The 15,164-nt window shown below is 63.9% G+C and carries 11 protein-coding genes; all 11 read left to right on the forward strand.

Annotated features, from left to right (window positions below):
• Window positions 1-68 precede the first annotated feature (68 nt).
• The 11 genes from LKX83_RS21605 to LKX83_RS21655 all read left to right on the forward strand — a co-directional run bounded on the left by LKX83_RS21605 (window position 69) and on the right by LKX83_RS21655 (window position 14,923).
• Window positions 69-1,403, forward strand: coding sequence for an ABC transporter substrate-binding protein (locus LKX83_RS21605; protein WP_227884763.1), 1,335 nt, complete (start codon window positions 69-71; stop codon window positions 1,401-1,403).
• Window positions 1,404-1,468: 65 nt separating this feature from the next.
• A complete protein-coding gene (locus LKX83_RS21610) occupies window positions 1,469-2,380 on the forward strand; it encodes a carbohydrate ABC transporter permease (RefSeq protein WP_227884766.1) in 912 nt (303 codons plus the stop codon).
• 13 nt (window positions 2,381-2,393) lie between these two features.
• Window positions 2,394-3,236, forward strand: coding sequence for a carbohydrate ABC transporter permease (locus LKX83_RS21615; protein WP_227884768.1), 843 nt, complete (start codon window positions 2,394-2,396; stop codon window positions 3,234-3,236).
• Between the two features lie 43 nt (window positions 3,237-3,279).
• A complete protein-coding gene (locus LKX83_RS21620) occupies window positions 3,280-5,316 on the forward strand; it encodes a glycoside hydrolase family 88 protein (RefSeq protein WP_227884799.1) in 2,037 nt (678 codons plus the stop codon).
• The gene (locus tag LKX83_RS21625) at window positions 5,313-6,998 is read left to right on the forward strand and encodes a DUF4185 domain-containing protein (RefSeq protein ID WP_227884769.1); all 1,686 of its coding nucleotides are present in this window, start codon (window positions 5,313-5,315) and stop codon (window positions 6,996-6,998) included. The genes LKX83_RS21620 and LKX83_RS21625 overlap by 4 nt, the downstream gene beginning before the upstream one ends.
• Before the next feature lie 250 nt (window positions 6,999-7,248).
• Window positions 7,249-8,505 carry a stage II sporulation protein P gene (gene spoIIP, locus LKX83_RS21630; RefSeq protein WP_227884771.1) on the forward strand — a complete coding sequence of 419 codons (1,257 nt, stop codon included), beginning with the start codon at window positions 7,249-7,251 and terminating at the stop codon, window positions 8,503-8,505.
• 15 nt (window positions 8,506-8,520) lie between these two features.
• The gene (locus LKX83_RS21635; RefSeq protein WP_227884773.1) at window positions 8,521-8,931 is read left to right on the forward strand and encodes a DUF3679 domain-containing protein; all 411 of its coding nucleotides are present in this window, start codon (window positions 8,521-8,523) and stop codon (window positions 8,929-8,931) included.
• 524 nt (window positions 8,932-9,455) lie between these two features.
• Entirely contained in the window at window positions 9,456-11,390 is a 1,935-nt protein-coding gene (locus tag LKX83_RS21640; protein ID WP_227884775.1) for an endonuclease MutS2, read from the forward strand.
• Between the two features lie 84 nt (window positions 11,391-11,474).
• Window positions 11,475-13,289 (forward strand): translation elongation factor 4, encoded by a 1,815-nt coding sequence (lepA, locus tag LKX83_RS21645; protein WP_227884777.1) that lies wholly within the window; start codon window positions 11,475-11,477, stop codon window positions 13,287-13,289.
• Between the two features lie 171 nt (window positions 13,290-13,460).
• Window positions 13,461-14,642, forward strand: a complete 1,182-nt coding sequence (gene hemW / locus LKX83_RS21650; protein WP_227884779.1) for a radical SAM family heme chaperone HemW — start codon at window positions 13,461-13,463, stop codon at window positions 14,640-14,642.
• Window positions 14,643-14,656: 14 nt separating this feature from the next.
• On the forward strand, window positions 14,657-14,923 hold the full coding sequence (locus tag LKX83_RS21655) for a YkgJ family cysteine cluster protein (RefSeq protein ID WP_227884800.1): 267 nt from the start codon (window positions 14,657-14,659) through the stop codon (window positions 14,921-14,923).
• The last annotated feature ends 241 nt before the right edge of the window (window positions 14,924-15,164 follow it).

Genomic DNA, 15,164 nt, shown 5'->3' on the forward strand with positions numbered 1-15,164 from the left:
CATCGGCCGCGTGCTACGGTTAGAGAGAACGAAGGGAAAGCCATCAAGACGAGGAGAGGGGCAGGCCGATGAAAAAGAGCATGGGCACGCTGTTGGCAGTTTTGCTCGCGACGGGAACGCTGGCGGGATGCGGGGGCGGCGGCAACGGGGCGGCTTCGCCGTCCGGGGCCTCCGAGCCTGCGGGTACGAGCGCGGCAGGGGAAAACGGCGGCGAGAAGGTCACGATCACGTACTGGCGCCACGACAACGAGGCCGAAGTCAAAGCGTTGAAGCAGCTCATCGCGTCGTTTCAGGCGAAATATCCGAACGTGACCGTGAAAATGGAAGTGATCCCGTACGCGGACTACGAGACCAAAATCCGCACGGCGCTCGCCGGCGGCAAGGCGCCCGACGTGATGGGAATCGACGGACCGTTCGTCGCCTCTTACGCGCACCAAGACGCGATCGTGCCGCTCGACGACTATTTCGCCCAAAACGGCGATCTGGACGACATCACCGCGCCGGTCCGGGAGAGCCTGACGTATAAGGACAAAATCTGGGCCGCGCCGCTGAACGACGCCAGCGTCGCGATGTTCTACAACAAAAAGCTGTTCGAGGACAAGGGCATCCCGCTGCCCTCGCAAAATCCGGAGGAAGCGTGGACGTGGGAGCAGGTGCGGGACGCCGCGGCGAAGATCAACGATCCGGCGCACAAAATCTACGGCTGGGATCCCGCATGGGGACTCGGACCGGGCGAAGGCTCCGCCTTCGTGAAGATGACCTATCTGTGGCAGGCCGGCGCTGAAATTTTGAGCCCGGACGGCCAAACCGCCAAAGGCTATCTGGATTCGGCGGAGGCCAAAAAGGCGCTGACGTTTTTCGGGGGCCTGTACAACGACAGCAAGGTAGCCCCCAAGGAGCTGCCGCCGGAGGCGTTCGAATCCGGCAAGCTCGGCATCGCCATGAACGGCCCCTGGTTCCTTCCGGTGCTGCAGAACAACTTTAAGAATTTCAAGGACTGGGCGGTCGCGCCGCTGTGGAAGGACGCCAAGCAGGTGACGCCGATGGGCAGCTGGAACATGGCGATCACCAAGCAGTCCAAGCATCCCCGGGAAGCTTGGGAGTTCGTGAACTGGGTCACGGGCAAGGAAGGCGCGAAGGTATGGTACGAGGTAACCAAAAATCTCCCGGCCCGTCTGTCCGTCGCCGACGCCTTCCCCGAGCTCAAGGAATATCCGCTGAACATCTGGGTCAAGCAATCGTCCACCTATGCCAAGCCGCGGCCGGTGTCCCCCGCCTATCCCGCGATCAGCAAGGCGATCACGGACCTGTTCGAGGACGTGACGCTCAAAAAAGGAAACGTCGACGATGCCGTAAACCGCGCCGTAGAAAAAATCGACAAAGCGCTGTCTTCGGTCAAATAGCGGCGCGGCGATCGGGAAGAGAGAGGACGCCTCTCTCTTCCCGGAAAAGGAAGGGGTGATGGCTCATGCGGCGGAACCGAGGCGCGGGCGGCGCCGGCCGATACGCATTCCGGCTTCAGGAGGAGCGGGCGGCGTACGCTTTTATTTTTCCGGCTGTGGCGTGCTTGCTGCTGTTTACGTTTTATCCGATGATCGACGCGGTCGTCGTCAGCTTCAAGGATTTCAATCTGATCAACCCGCAGGCCGACTTCGTCGGATTCGGCAACTACAAGGAACTGTTCGCAGACCGCGCGTTCTGGGACAGCCTGCTGCACTCGTTTCACTTCGCGATCGTCGTCATTCCGGCGCAAACCGCCATCGCGCTCGGTCTTGCGCTGCTGGTACGGCGTTCGACGCGACTTTCCGGCTTGTTCCGCACCGTATACTTTTTGCCGGTCGTCATCGCGGTCGGGGTAGCTTCCACCGTGTTCCGCTTGCTGTACAACCAAGACGTCGGTTTGTTCAACGCGCTGCTCAAGCTGCTGGGCTTGCCCCAGGTGAGCTTCCTGTCCGACCCGGGCGTGGCGATGTACGGCGTTATGATTCTCGGCATGTGGAAGTCGGCCGGTTTTTTCATGATCATCTTCCTGGCCGGGCTGAACAACATTCCCAAGACGATTTACGAAGCGGCCGAGGTGGACGGCGCGAGCCGGCCGCGCATGTTCTTTCATATCACGCTGCCGCTGCTCCGCAGAACGCTCGCGTTCGTCGTCGTCATCACGACGATGGATGCGATCAAAATCTCCGGTCCCGTCTTCATCCTCACGAACGGAGGGCCGGCCGGATCGACGACGACGGCGACGTACTTCATCGTCCAGGAGGCGTTCGACCAGATGCGGATGGGATACGCTTCGGCCGCCGCGATGGTGCTGTTCGCGATCGTGCTGGCGATCTCCGTGCTGCAGATGAGGGCGTTCCGGACGGACGTCGAATATTGAAAGGAGGGACGACATGGCCAAACCGATGCTGTCCGCCGCGAAGCTGCTTCTCATGATCGTCCTTGCGGCTATCGCGCTGCTGCCGATCGTCTGGATGGCGTTCGGCTCCTTCCGCGCGCACGAGGAGATTTTCAAGTACGCTTCGGACATGGATTGGCGGACGATCTTCCCGGTCGAGTGGACGCTGGACAACTACCGCGCCATTTTCTCGGACGAGACGAAGCCGTTCGGCCGGTTCATTGCGAATACGCTGCTCGTCGCCGTCCCGGTGACAGTACTGTCACTGATCTTCAACTCGCTTGCGGCATTCGCGTTTGCGAAGCTCCGATTCCGCTTCAAAAAGACGATCTTCGCCTTCTTTCTGTCGGCGCTCGTCATTCCGGGCGAAGTGACGCTCGTGCCCAGTTACTTGCTCATGAGCGATTTCGGATGGATCGATCAATATGCCGCCTTGATCGTGCCGGCGGTCGTCTCGGTCTTCGGCGTCTTTTTGCTTGTGCAGTTTTTCTCGGACATTCCGCGGGATTTGCTGGAGGCGGGAAGAATGGACGGCGCTTCCTGGCTGCGCGTCTACCGTTCGGTCGTGCTGCCGGCCGCCGTGCCCGCGATCGTGACGCTGGCGGTCATCACCTTCCTCGGGCAGTGGGACGCTTATTTGTGGCCGCTCGTCGTCCTCAACGACCAGAACAAGATGATGCTGCAGGTGGCGATCGCGACGTTTTCGAACTTGCAGGTGACCGAGTGGGGGCGGATCCTCGCCGCCGACACGGTGAGTTCCCTGCCGATTCTCGTCCTGTTCCTTTTCGTCCAGCGGTATTACGTGCAAGGCATCGCCATGTCCGGCATCAAAGGTTAGCTAATCTACCGTAGACTTACAATAGGAGGAATGGCAAGTGGGAATGATCCGCTGGGAGGCCGCGTGGCCCGACCGCTTCGTTCGGGAAATTCGCTACGGCGCGATCGGAGGCGCGCAGCCGGAGGTTCGGGCCGCGCCTTGCGGCGACCGGACCATCCATTGCACGCTTACCTTCACGCTGGATCGGGCGGTCCGCCAGGACGACTGGCAGCTCAGCGTGGAGCCGGCCTTCGCGCCGACGTTCCACTGGGCGCCGCATTTGGCGCCGACGGACCGACACGTGATCGATCAGCACGCGTTCCGTTCGCCCGCGCTCGTCGTTCAGGACGGGACGCGGACGCTGATTCTGGTTCCGGATCTCGATCTGCTCGCGGCGAAGCCGCCGGTGCGATGGTATATGGATCTGGACGCGCCGGGCAACCGGCTGACGCTCGGGATGAGCGCCTCCCGGCCCGAGGAGCACGTGCTTTTCGTGCGGGAGCCCGGCGCGGTCTATCCCGCGGGAACGGTTCGGATCGGCTTTTATTTGATGACCTTCGAGGACGAGGCCGTGGCGGCCGATCCGTGGCGGCCGGTGCTCGCGTTCCTCTGGGAGCGGTGGGGTTCTCCCCGTTTCCGGACCGGCGCGCCGGCTGCGGCCCCGCTGCACGCGTACGTCCGGCACGCGTACGACTGGGCGTTTAAGCACTGGGAGGGGGCCGTCTGGCAGTCATTCGAGCTGGACGGACGCCCCGTCGGCGCCTGCGCGTTTATCGTCGACGCGACGCAGAGCCCCAACTACCCGGGACCGCCGGACGAACGCGAGCCGCGCTCGATCTGGAATCAGGCGTGGTTCAGCTCGCTGCGCTCGGCGCAGGGCGTCTACCGGTACGCCAGGCGGTCGGGGGACGCCGAGCTGCGGCGGCGGGCGCTGCTCGCCAAGGAGCTCGCGCTGTCCGCGCCGCAGCGGGACGGCTTGTTCCCCTCGGTCATCGCCACGCGGATGGAGCGCGTACGTTTGGCGGACGGGACAGAGGTGAACCGGTCGCGCGGCTGGGAGGAAGCGGCCTGGGGCCATTCGAACCGCAATCCGCTGTCCCCGTGGACGCGGGGAGGCACGGCGCTGGAGGCGCCCTATCACCTCCTCGACATGAGCTGGACGGCGCTGCTCATGCTCCGCTGGCACGAGGAGCTGGAGCATGACGACCGGCTTCTCGCCTATGTCCAATCGTACGCTGAAGCGCTGCTGGCGCTGCAGGACGAACGGGGCTACTTCCCCGCCTGGCTGGAACCGGAGACGATGCGACCGCTCCCCGAGCTGTCGCAGTCGCCGGAGACGTCGATGTCCGTCACGTTCCTGCTGGCGCTGCACGACGCCGTGCCGGACCCCCGGTATCGGGCGGCCGCGCTTCGCGCGATAGACGCCGTGCTGGCGGATATCGTGCCGATCGGCCGGTGGGAGGATTTCGAAACGTACTGGTCCTGCTGCCCGTACGGCGCGGAAACGCTGCAAGGGCAGCAGGTCGCGCGCAACGGCATGTTCAAGCAGTGCAACCTGTCGATGTTCTGGACGGCGGAGAGCCTGCACGCCGCCTGGCTGGCGACCGGCGAACCTCGCTATCTGGCGGCCGGGGAACGGTGTCTGGACGAGCTGCTGATGACGCAGGCGTCCTGGCAGCCGCCTTATATTTACGTCGAGGCGCTCGGCGGCTTCGGCGTCATGAACGCCGACGGCGAATGGAACGACGCGCGGCAGAGCCTGTTCGCCGAGCTGATCCTGCGGTACGGCATGGCGCTTGACCGTCTCGAATACATCGAGCGGGGCGTCGCCGCGCTCCGGGCGTCCTTCGTTATGATGTACTGCCCGGAAAACGAGAAAACCCGCGAGCAGTGGGAAAAGGCGTTTCCCTTCTTCGGCGAGGAAGACTACGGCTTCATGATGGAAAATTACGGACACGACGGCCGTACCGGGCCGGACGGTCTCGGGATGGGGCGCTTCACCATTTTCGATTGGGGCAACGGCGCGGCGGCGGAGGCGTATTTGCGCATCCGGGACCGGCTCGGGGAGGAGCTGGAGCGACGGTACGGGATCACGATATGAAGAAGCGCGGTTTTCGCTTCGGCGCGATCGGTCTCGCGGCCTTCTTGCTGCTGCTTGCCGCTTGCACAGAGGAAACGCGGCCGGCGGAGGACGGGATCGTCGTCCCGCCGGAGAGCGAATTTTTCGCGACGGTCGCGGTGGAGCCCGCGTCCACCTATCCAACCTTCAGCGACGGCGACCTGTGGCCTGCCGCCTGGTCCGACGACGATGCCCTGTACGCCGCCAACGGCGACGGAGCGGGCTTCGACTTTGGCGCCGAATTCGCCGACATCGTCGTGAACCGGATCACGGGTTCGCCCTGGGACGGATCGCTGGACGGCGAACGGCTGGCCGCCGGCGACGCCGTGGGGCGCGTCTGGTCGGACCCCGCGCGCTACAACCGCAAGCCGACGGGGATCGTATCCGTGAACGGCGTCCTGTATTTGGCGGTTCAGGATTTGAACAAGGACGAAGCTTCCGGCGACATCTTCAACGAAGCGCCCGCCGCGACGATCTACAAGTCGACGGATAAGGGCCGCACGTGGACGGCGGGCCCGGACGCGCCGATGTTCCGGGACCACGCTTTCACAACGATCATGTTTCTCGATTACGGCCGGGACGGCGCGGACAACCGGTTCGACGACTACGTGTATGCCTACGGGTTGGACAACAACTGGCGGGATTCGTTCAACGGCAAGGTGGAGGATCCGACCCGGCTCTATCTCGCTCGCATGCCCAAGGACGGCGTGCAGGATGCGAAGACCTGGCAGTACTATAGCGGCGACCTGAACGGCAAGGCGAAATGGACGAAGCCTGGGGATCTCGCAGGACGCAGGCCGGTGCTTCGGGACGACCGCCGCGTCTACGCCGACCGGCTGACGGAAGGGCTGGGGGACATGTCCGTCCTTTCGCAGGGCAGCATCGTCTACAACCGGCCGTTGAACCGTTATTTGTACACGTCCTGGACGGAGTTCACGTTCGAATTTTACGAAGCGCCGAAGCCCTGGGGGCCGTGGAAACGATTTTACTCGGCGGATTTCGGGGAATACCCCTGGACGTCGGATCATAACGGCGGCTACGCCACGGTCATCCCCTCCAAGTTCATCAGCGCGGACGGCCGCGAAATGTGGATGAACGCCAACACGTTCGTCGGCGGCGCGAAAAACTACGATTTCTCGCTCCGCAAGCTCAAAGTGACGCCCTACCGGAAAACGAAGCCGGCCAACGGCAAGAGCGACGCCAATCTCGCTTTGCCCGCCTACGATCCGGACGTCGCCCCCTGCGCGCGGACGATGGGCAACGGAGGCGCCGCGCTCCTGAACGACGGCGACAACGGCGCGTCGGTCGACAGCCGGAACGGCGAGCGCAAGACGGAGGATTGGTGGGGCTACGTCTGGCCGCGGGCGTACCGGATGAACAAGGTCGCGTTCACGAACGGGGATACGTCGCCGTCCGGCGGGTGGTTTGACGATCTCCGCGTGCAGGTACGCCAATCGTTCCGGTGGGTGGACGTGAGCGGGGCCGCGATCTCGCCCGCCTACCCCGCCTCGGAGCAAGCCGGCGGCCGGACGTATACGATCGCGTTCGACGAAATCGCAGGCGACGGCATCCGGATCGTCGGCAAGCCGGGCGGCCCGGACGCGTACACGTCCGTCGCCGAGCTGGAAGTCTACTACGCCGATTCCGGATCGGAGGACAAGTAGCGAGAAACATAGGATGCGAGATTCGCGAGGCACCCGAGTGGACGGAGCAGGAACGGGAAAAACCGTCCGTACCGGCCTTCCGACTTCCCGCGCGAGAGAGCGCCTTCCCCGTTTGGGGCGAGGGCCTCTCTCTTTTTTTTGCGATTCTACGGTTCCGGGGTTCTAGGGAATAGGCCCGTCTCATAGACTTTCCTATCCGCATCAAAAGAGAGAATCCCTCGCCAACGGGAGGGACCGGGAGGTTGTCATCATGAAAAGGATTGTCGTGTCGATGGACTGGCCGCGCGTACGCGCGCGCTCCAAGCGCTTCCTGGCGACCGGCCGGGCCTACTTGACCTTGAGCCTGTGCTCGATGGTGCTGTTCGTCCTGCTCGGTCTGGGCGGCCTGCTGCAAAACGCCCTCGCCGCTTCGCCGATGCAATCGATGAAAGGCTTTGCGGCATCGGTGTCGGGTTCCTTTTTCACCTCGCTGCTAGGTATGGAATTGCCGCATATGGACAAGCCTGAGGAACAATCCCCGCTAGAGACGAAGCGGCTGGCTTCGTTTTTGCTCCGTTTCCTGACGGATGTTAATCCCGACGATCCGAAAAGTCTGCTCAAGATGGAGATGCCCGGTGCCGGAGGAGACGACGCGGTGCTGTTCCGTCCCGGCTCAAGCGGCGGCACGGACGCGGCGCCTGAGGACCACGGACCGCCGGCAAGCGCCGATCCCGGCGAGAACGGCTCGCCGGGAGACGGCGGGGCGGGGGGCGGCGGGCAGGACGATCCTGCCGCGCAGCCGACGCCCGATCCGGAGCCGAGCGCTTCCCCCGCGCCGACCGGCCGGACGACCGGCGAACGCAAAGTCGTCTTCGTCTATCATTCCCACAACCGCGAGTCTTGGTTTCCCGAGCTATCGCCCGGCACGAAGGATCCGAACTCCGGCAAGGTGAACGTCACCCTCGTCGGCAAGCGGTTGGCCAGCCAGCTCGAGCAGCGCGGCGTCGGCTCGCTTCACTCGAACAAGGACTACTCGTCTACGATCAAGGACTACGACTGGAACAAATCCTATAAATATTCCAAAGAAACGGTCGCTCAAGCGATGGCGAACAACACCGATCTGCAATTTTTCTTCGACATTCATCGGGACTCCAAGCGCCGCAAGGATTCGACGGTCACGATCAACGGGACGGACTACGCCAAAGTGTTTTTCATCATCGGCGAACGCAATCCGCATTGGAAAGAAAATGAAGCCTTCGCCAGCCGGATTCAGCAAAAGCTCGAAGCGAAATATCCGGGCTTGTCGAACGGGATTTGGGGAAAGACGGCCGCCAACGGCAACGGCGAATACAACCAGTCGGTGTCGCCGAACAGCGTGCTGATCGAGGTCGGCGGCGTCGACAACACGCTGGCCGAATGCTACCGGACGGCGGATGCGCTGGCCAAGGCGATCGCCGAGATTTACTGGGAGGAGCAGGGAACGGTCGAAGCCGGCGCGGCTTCGCCTTCCCAGGCTTCGGCCGACTAAGAGGAGGGACGAACGATGGGGCGCGATATGCTGAAGTTCGCGGTGTTCGCGGGATTGATCGTGTTTGCCGTCATGTACGGGATGGAGCTGGCGAACAGCGGCATCAATACCGTCTACGGACCGGTGGACCGGAGCGGTGCGGCGTCCACCCGTTCGCCGCAGGCTTCTTCCCCGCCGCGGCAAACGGCGGACGGCGGCAGGAGCGACGGCCGCTACGCGGACGAGCCGCCGGGGCTCGCCGTCGACGGGGCGACGGACGCGGCGGACGGAGGGACGGCCGTCGGTCCGGACGGCTACGCGATCCCCCGCAACGACCACGAGCCGGCCGTGGACCGATTGGCGGGCAAAACGGCGGAGGCGCTGCAAAGCCTGTCCAAAGGCGGCATCCGCTTCATCGTCTCGCTGTTCGACAAGGTCGCCGGCTAGCGCGCCCCTGTTGAAAGTAGCGGTCCCGCTTCCGGATGCAGGTTTGGGAAGAGCCGCATGGAAAGGAAGGTATGCGGAAATTCCGCTTGGGAAGACCTGTTTGCGGATATTCGCTTGCCGCGGCGGCTTGGATCGGATATACTGGAAGCAATTCCGTTTAAAAGGGGAAATTTTGATGTCGGTATTGGTTCTGAACTGATCAATTGGATATGCCGTTCGAGGAAGTGCAAGTCAGGCCGCATCGCCCGGCCTGTTCGCGTGCGCTCCTGAGCGGTCTCTGATTGCCAGGGAAGAACCGACTCCATATTCCCCCTGCCGTAGCGGCGAGGACCGGGAATCGAAGTCGTGCTCATTCGGGCACGGCTTTTTTGCGCTTTGCGGCAACGCTCTGCCACCTGCAGGCCGCAAGCCGCATTGTCCCGGGCCGGGCGCGCCGTCCTCTCCGGAGGACGGACGTTCGCGGTCCGGTCCCGCCTCCGCCGCCGTCCCCAGGCGATAACCACATGCAAACGGAGGAATTCCCCTTGAGAAACGATTCCCTGAACAAACTCGAATACAACCGCGTCGTCGAAACCGTCCTTTCCTATACGAGCACCTACATGGGTCGCCGGCTGGCGGAGCGGCTGCGGCCGTCGACGGAGCCTTCCGTCATCGCGGGCCGCCTGAGCGAAACCGAAGAGACGCGACAGCTCATCGCCAAAGGCATGCACGTTCCGCTCCCCTCGATGGAGGGGATGGAGGAGCTGCTTGCCCTGCTCGGCACCGGCTACGTGCTGTCCGAGACGCAGTTCGGCCAGCTGGCAACCTTCGTCCGCAGCTGCGGGCAGCTCCAGCGCTTCATGGCGGGCAAGCGCGACGCCGCGCCGGTCGCGGCCGCTTACGCCGCGTCGATGCACGATCTCGCAGGTCTGCTGCGGGACATCGAAGCGAGCGTCGACCGGGGCCGCATCCTGGACGGCGCGAGTCCCGAGCTGTCGCGCATCCGCCGGCGGCTGCGGGTGGCGGAGGACAAACTGCAGCGGCGGCTGGAATCGCTCCTGTCCCGCTATGCCGACTTGCTTCAGGAGCGACTCGTGAGCCAGCGCGGCGGCAGATACGTGCTCCCGGTCAAAAAGGAGCACCGCCGGCGGGTTCCCGGCAGCGTGCTGGACGAATCGTCGAGCGGCCAAACCGTGTTCGTCGAGCCGGCGGAGACGGGCGCCCTGCAGATGGATCTCGCCGCCCTTCAGGCAGAGGAGCAGCGCGAGGAGCTGCAGATTCTCGCCAACCTGACCGGCGAAGCGGAGCGGTATCAGCACGAACTGTCGATCAACGCCGAGACGGTCGGCCATTACGACTTTCTGCTTGCCAAAGCGAAGTGGGCGCTCGCGCTGGACGCGCGGCCGGCGTCGCTCAGCGCGGACGGCACGTTCGCGCTGAAGGCGGCGCGCCATCCGTTCCTTGCGGGCCGGCCGGTGCCGCTCGACGTCGCGGTGGACGGCTCGTACCGCTCGCTCCTCATCACGGGCCCGAACACCGGCGGCAAAACGGTCGCCCTGAAGACGGTCGGCCTGCTCACGCTCATGGCCCAGTCCGGGCTGCTCATCCCGGCGGCCGCGGGCAGCACGGTGGCGGTCTACCGGGCGGTCGAGGCCGACATCGGCGACGGTCAGAGCCTCGACCGTTCGCTCAGCACGTTTTCGTCGCACATCCGCAACGTGATCGACATTTTGTCGGCGGCAGACGCCGAGACGCTTGTGCTGCTTGACGAGCTGGCGACCGGCACCGATCCCGGCGAAGGCGTCGGCCTGTCGATCGCCGTTCTCGAGGAGCTCCATCGGCGCGGCGCCGTCGTGCTCGCCACGACGCACTTTAACGAGATCAAAGCTTACGCGGGCGCGACGCCGGGCTTCCGCAACGCGCGGATGGCGTTCGACGAGGACTCGCTGCAGCCGCTATACCGGCTCGACATGGGCGAGGCGGGCGACAGCTACGCCTTCGTCATCGCGCGCAAGCTGGGCATCGACGAGACGATCGTGGAGCGGGCGCGCGTCATCGCCGACGGCCTGCGAGCCGGACGGGCGGGAGCTACGGCGCCCGTCATTCCGCCCGCGCCTCCCCGGGAGAACGTCGCCGCGAAGCCGCGACTCGCGCCGCCGGCGCCGAAGCGGGGGACGGGAACCGCGCGGCCGGAGGAGGCGCTGCAGGTCGGCGACGTCGTCTGGATTCCCGCGATGAATCGTCCGGCCGTCGTCTACAAGACGCCCGACGAACGAGGCAACCTCGTCGTGCACAGCCGGGGGGAGAAGCTCACGCTGAACCGGAAGCGGGTGCGCCGTTATATCGAGAGCAAGCATCTGTACCCCGACGATTACGACATGGACATCGTGTTCGAGACGATCGAGAACCGCAAAAAGCGAAAGATCATGAGCAAGCGCCACGTCGAAGGCCTCGCGATCGAGAAGCCGGGCGAGGATTGATTCGTTGATGCTCCGGGCTCCGCCTGATATAATAGATGGGATAGCCACATGACGCAGGTTTCGGTGGAGGTAAGGAAACGACAGATGGCAGACAACGAACGCAAGCAAAGCCATATCCGCAATTTTTGCATCATCGCCCATATCGACCACGGCAAGTCGACGTTGGCCGACCGCATATTGGAATATACCGGCACCCTGACCGCCCGCGAAATGCAGGAGCAGGTGCTCGATTCGATGGATCTGGAGCGCGAGCGCGGCATCACGATCAAGCTGCAGGCCGTGCGCCTCAAGTACAAGGCCGACGACGGCGAGATCTATACGCTCCATTTGATCGACACCCCGGGACACGTCGACTTCACGTACGAGGTGTCCCGAAGCCTGGCCGCCTGCGAAGGCGCGCTCTTGATCGTGGACGCGGCGCAGGGCATCGAGGCGCAAACGCTGGCGAACGTCTATCTCGCCCTCGACAACAACCTGGAGATTCTCCCGGTCATCAACAAGATCGACCTTCCGAGCGCCGAGCCCGAGCGCGTCAAGCAGGAGGTCGAGGACGTCATCGGCCTGGACGCCAGCGAAGCCGTGCTGGCATCCGCGAAGAACGGCGTCGGCATCAAGGAAATTCTCGAGCAGGTCGTGCAGAAGGTGCCTGCGCCGCAGGGCGATCCGAACGCACCGCTCAAGGCGCTGATCTTCGACTCGCATTACGATGCGTACAAGGGCGTCATCTGCTACATTCGCGTGATCGACGGCTCGATCAAGGCCGGGACGCCGATCAAGTTCATGGCGACCGGGGCGACGTTCGACGTCGTCGAGGTCGGCACGTTCATGCCGCGCGCGACCGCGGTCCCCGAGCTCGGCCCGGGCGACGTCGGCTTCGTGACCGCGTCGATCAAGAACGTCAAGGACACGCGCGTGGGCGATACGATCACGAACGCCAAGCGGCCGACGGCCGAGTCGCTCCCGGGCTACCGCCGGATCAATCCGATGGTGTTCTGCGGCATGTACCCGATCGACTCCTCGGATTACAACGACTTGCGCGACGCGCTCGAGAAGCTGGAGCTGAACGACGCGTCCCTGCGCTTCGAGCCGGAGACGTCCCAGGCGCTCGGCTTCGGCTTCCGATGCGGCTTCCTCGGCATGCTCCATATGGAGATCATCCAGGAGCGGATCGAGCGGGAGTTCAACATTCCGCTCATCACGACGGCGCCGAGCGTTATTTACAAGGTGACGCTCACGAACGGCCAGCAGATCGACATCTCGAACCCGTCCGAATACCCGGAGGCGGGCAAGCTGGAGTTCGTCGAAGAGCCTTACGTCAAGGCGTCCATCATCGTGCCGAAGGACTTCGTAGGCGCGATCATGGAGCTGTGCCAGGGCAAGCGCGGCGAGTTCATCGACATGCAGTATCTGGACGCCAACCGCGTCACGCTGAAGTACGAAATACCGCTGGCGGAAATCGTGTACGACTTTTTCGATCAGCTCAAATCGAGCACGAAGGGCTACGCCTCGTTCGACTACGAGCTGTCCGGATACCGCCAGTCCAGCCTGGTCAAGATGGACATCCTGCTGAACGGCGAGCAGGTGGACGCGCTGTCGTTCATCGTGCACCGCGACCGCGCTTACCAGCGAGGACGCGTCATTTGCGAGAAGCTGAAGGATCTCATCCCGCGCCAAATGTTCGAGGTGCCGATCCAGGCGGCCGTCGGCCAAAAGATCGTCTCCCGCGAGACGATCAAGGCGATGCGCAAAAACGTCCTCGCCAAGTGCTACGGCGGCGACATCTCGCGGAAGCGGAAGCTCCTCGAGAAGCAAAAGGAAGGCAAGAAGCGGATGAAGCAAGTCGGCAACGTCGAAGTGCCGCAGGAAGCGTTCATGGCCGTGCTGAAGCTGGACGAGTAATCTTCGCCGGCCCGACGGCCCCGCTTGAACCCGCCTGACCGAATAGCGAGCCAGCGCTCTCCGGGGAAACGTCCCCGGAGAGTTTTGGCATTTGGCACGCAGGCGAGGTTCGTGTAAGGTGAAGAGGATACGCGGCGGGACTTCCCGCCTTTGGAGGAGCTGAGTTTCACGATGACCGATACGGCCACGGCGCGGCCGCCGCTGCACGACTGGACGCCGCGCGCGCTATATATCCACATTCCTTTTTGCACAAATAAATGCTACTACTGCGACTTCAACTCCTATGTCGCGGCCGGGCAGCCGATCGACGCCTATCTGGATGCGCTGGAGCGGGAAATGGAGCGGACGGTAGCGGAGCTGCCGCCGGAGACAATCCGCAAGGTGTTCGTAGGCGGCGGCACGCCGACCGTGCTGACCCCGCCGCAGATGGCGCGGTTCCTCGCGGCGGTGAACCGTCATTTCCCAATCGCGCCGGACGCCGAGTTCACGATGGAAGCGAATCCCGGCACGACGGATCCCGACAAGCTGGACGCCATGCGGGAGGGCGGCGTGAACCGCATCAGCTTCGGCGCGCAGACGTTCGACAACGGCCTGCTCGCCGCGATCGGCCGGATTCACGAGGCGGACGACGTCGTGAACAGCATTCGGAACGCCAAAGCCGCCGGCTTTTCCAATCTGTCGATCGACCTGATGTTCGGACTGCCGCGCCAGACGCTGCAGCAGCTCGCCGACAGCGTGTCTCGAGCGCTGGAGCTCGATCTGCCCCATTATTCGCTCTACAGCCTGAAGGTCGAGGAAAACACGCTGTTCCACCGGCTTTACGAGCGGGGGGAGCTGCCGCTGCCCGAAGAGGAGACCGAGGTCGCGATGTTCGAGCACCTGCGGGAGCGGCTGGGCGGCGCGGGCTACGGGCATTACGAGATCAGCAACTTCGCCCGCCCGGGCTACGAGAGCCGCCACAACAGCACGTACTGGCACAACGAGCCCTACTACGGGCTGGGTGCGGGCGCGCACGGCTATGCGCAAGGGGAGCGCCACTTGAACGTGAAGGGCGTGCAGCCGTACATCGATGCCGCGAATCGCGGCTTGCCCCGCCTCGAGACGAATCCGGTCACGGTCCGCGAGGCGATGGAGGACTTTATGATGGTCGGTTTGCGCCTGCGCGCGGGCGTGCGGCAAGCCGACTTCGCCCGCCAATTCGCCGGCGTCCGGCTCGCGGACGCGTTCGGGACGGAGATCGCCCGGCTATTGGCGCAGGGTCTGCTCGAGGAGACGCCGGGCGAGGAAGGCTACCGCCTCAGCGAACGCGGCGTGCCGCTCGGCAACGAAGTGTTCGGCGCGTTTCTGGCATGACTGGCCTCGAGCGGATGTCGTGCCGGCCCGGCTGCGGCGCCTGTTGCATCGTCGTTTCGATCTCGTCGCCGATTCCCGGCATGCCGGCGGGCAAACCGGCGGGCGTTCGGTGCGTGCAGCTGACGAATGACAACCGCTGCCGCCTGTTCGGCAAGCCGGAACGCCCGGCCGTCTGCGGCAGTCTCGAGGCGTCGCCGGACATGTGCGGGACGCGCGACGAGGAGGCGTTCGCCTATTTGGCGGAGCTGGAACGGCTTACCGCGCCGCGGCGGGTGGAATAGGGAACAAGTTGTTCCCTAATTGGCCTGTCAGACGCAGCCTTGCGGAAATAGGGAACAAAAGGTTCCCTAATTGGCCTGTCAGACGCAGCCTTGCGGAAATAGGGAACAAGATGTTCCCTAATTGGGCTGTCGGACGCAGCATCGCGGAAATAGGGAACAAAAGGTTCCCTAATTGGCCTGTCAGAAGCAGCCTCGCGGAAATAGGGAACAAGATGTTCCCTAATTGGCCTGTCAGACGCAG

The organism is Cohnella baijiui (assembly GCF_020731285.1).
Taxonomy (GTDB): Bacteria; Bacillota; Bacilli; order Paenibacillales; family Paenibacillaceae; genus Cohnella.

What these genes read in the sequence shown, in the direction of transcription:
- LKX83_RS21605 (WP_227884763.1), top strand. Translation starts at nt 69, where the DNA reads ATGAAAAAGAGCATGGGCACGCTGTTGGCAGTTTTGCTCGCGACGGGA.
- LKX83_RS21610 (WP_227884766.1), top strand. Translation starts at nt 1,469, where the DNA reads ATGCGGCGGAACCGAGGCGCGGGCGGCGCCGGCCGATACGCATTCCGG.
- LKX83_RS21615 (WP_227884768.1), top strand. Translation starts at nt 2,394, where the DNA reads ATGGCCAAACCGATGCTGTCCGCCGCGAAGCTGCTTCTCATGATCGTC.
- LKX83_RS21620 (WP_227884799.1), top strand. Translation starts at nt 3,280, where the DNA reads ATGATCCGCTGGGAGGCCGCGTGGCCCGACCGCTTCGTTCGGGAAATT.
- LKX83_RS21625 (WP_227884769.1), top strand. Translation starts at nt 5,313, where the DNA reads ATGAAGAAGCGCGGTTTTCGCTTCGGCGCGATCGGTCTCGCGGCCTTC.
- spoIIP (WP_227884771.1), top strand. Translation starts at nt 7,249, where the DNA reads ATGAAAAGGATTGTCGTGTCGATGGACTGGCCGCGCGTACGCGCGCGC.
- LKX83_RS21635 (WP_227884773.1), top strand. Translation starts at nt 8,521, where the DNA reads ATGGGGCGCGATATGCTGAAGTTCGCGGTGTTCGCGGGATTGATCGTG.
- lepA (WP_227884777.1), top strand. Translation starts at nt 11,475, where the DNA reads ATGGCAGACAACGAACGCAAGCAAAGCCATATCCGCAATTTTTGCATC.
- hemW (WP_227884779.1), top strand. Translation starts at nt 13,461, where the DNA reads ATGACCGATACGGCCACGGCGCGGCCGCCGCTGCACGACTGGACGCCG.
- LKX83_RS21655 (WP_227884800.1), top strand. Translation starts at nt 14,657, where the DNA reads ATGTCGTGCCGGCCCGGCTGCGGCGCCTGTTGCATCGTCGTTTCGATC.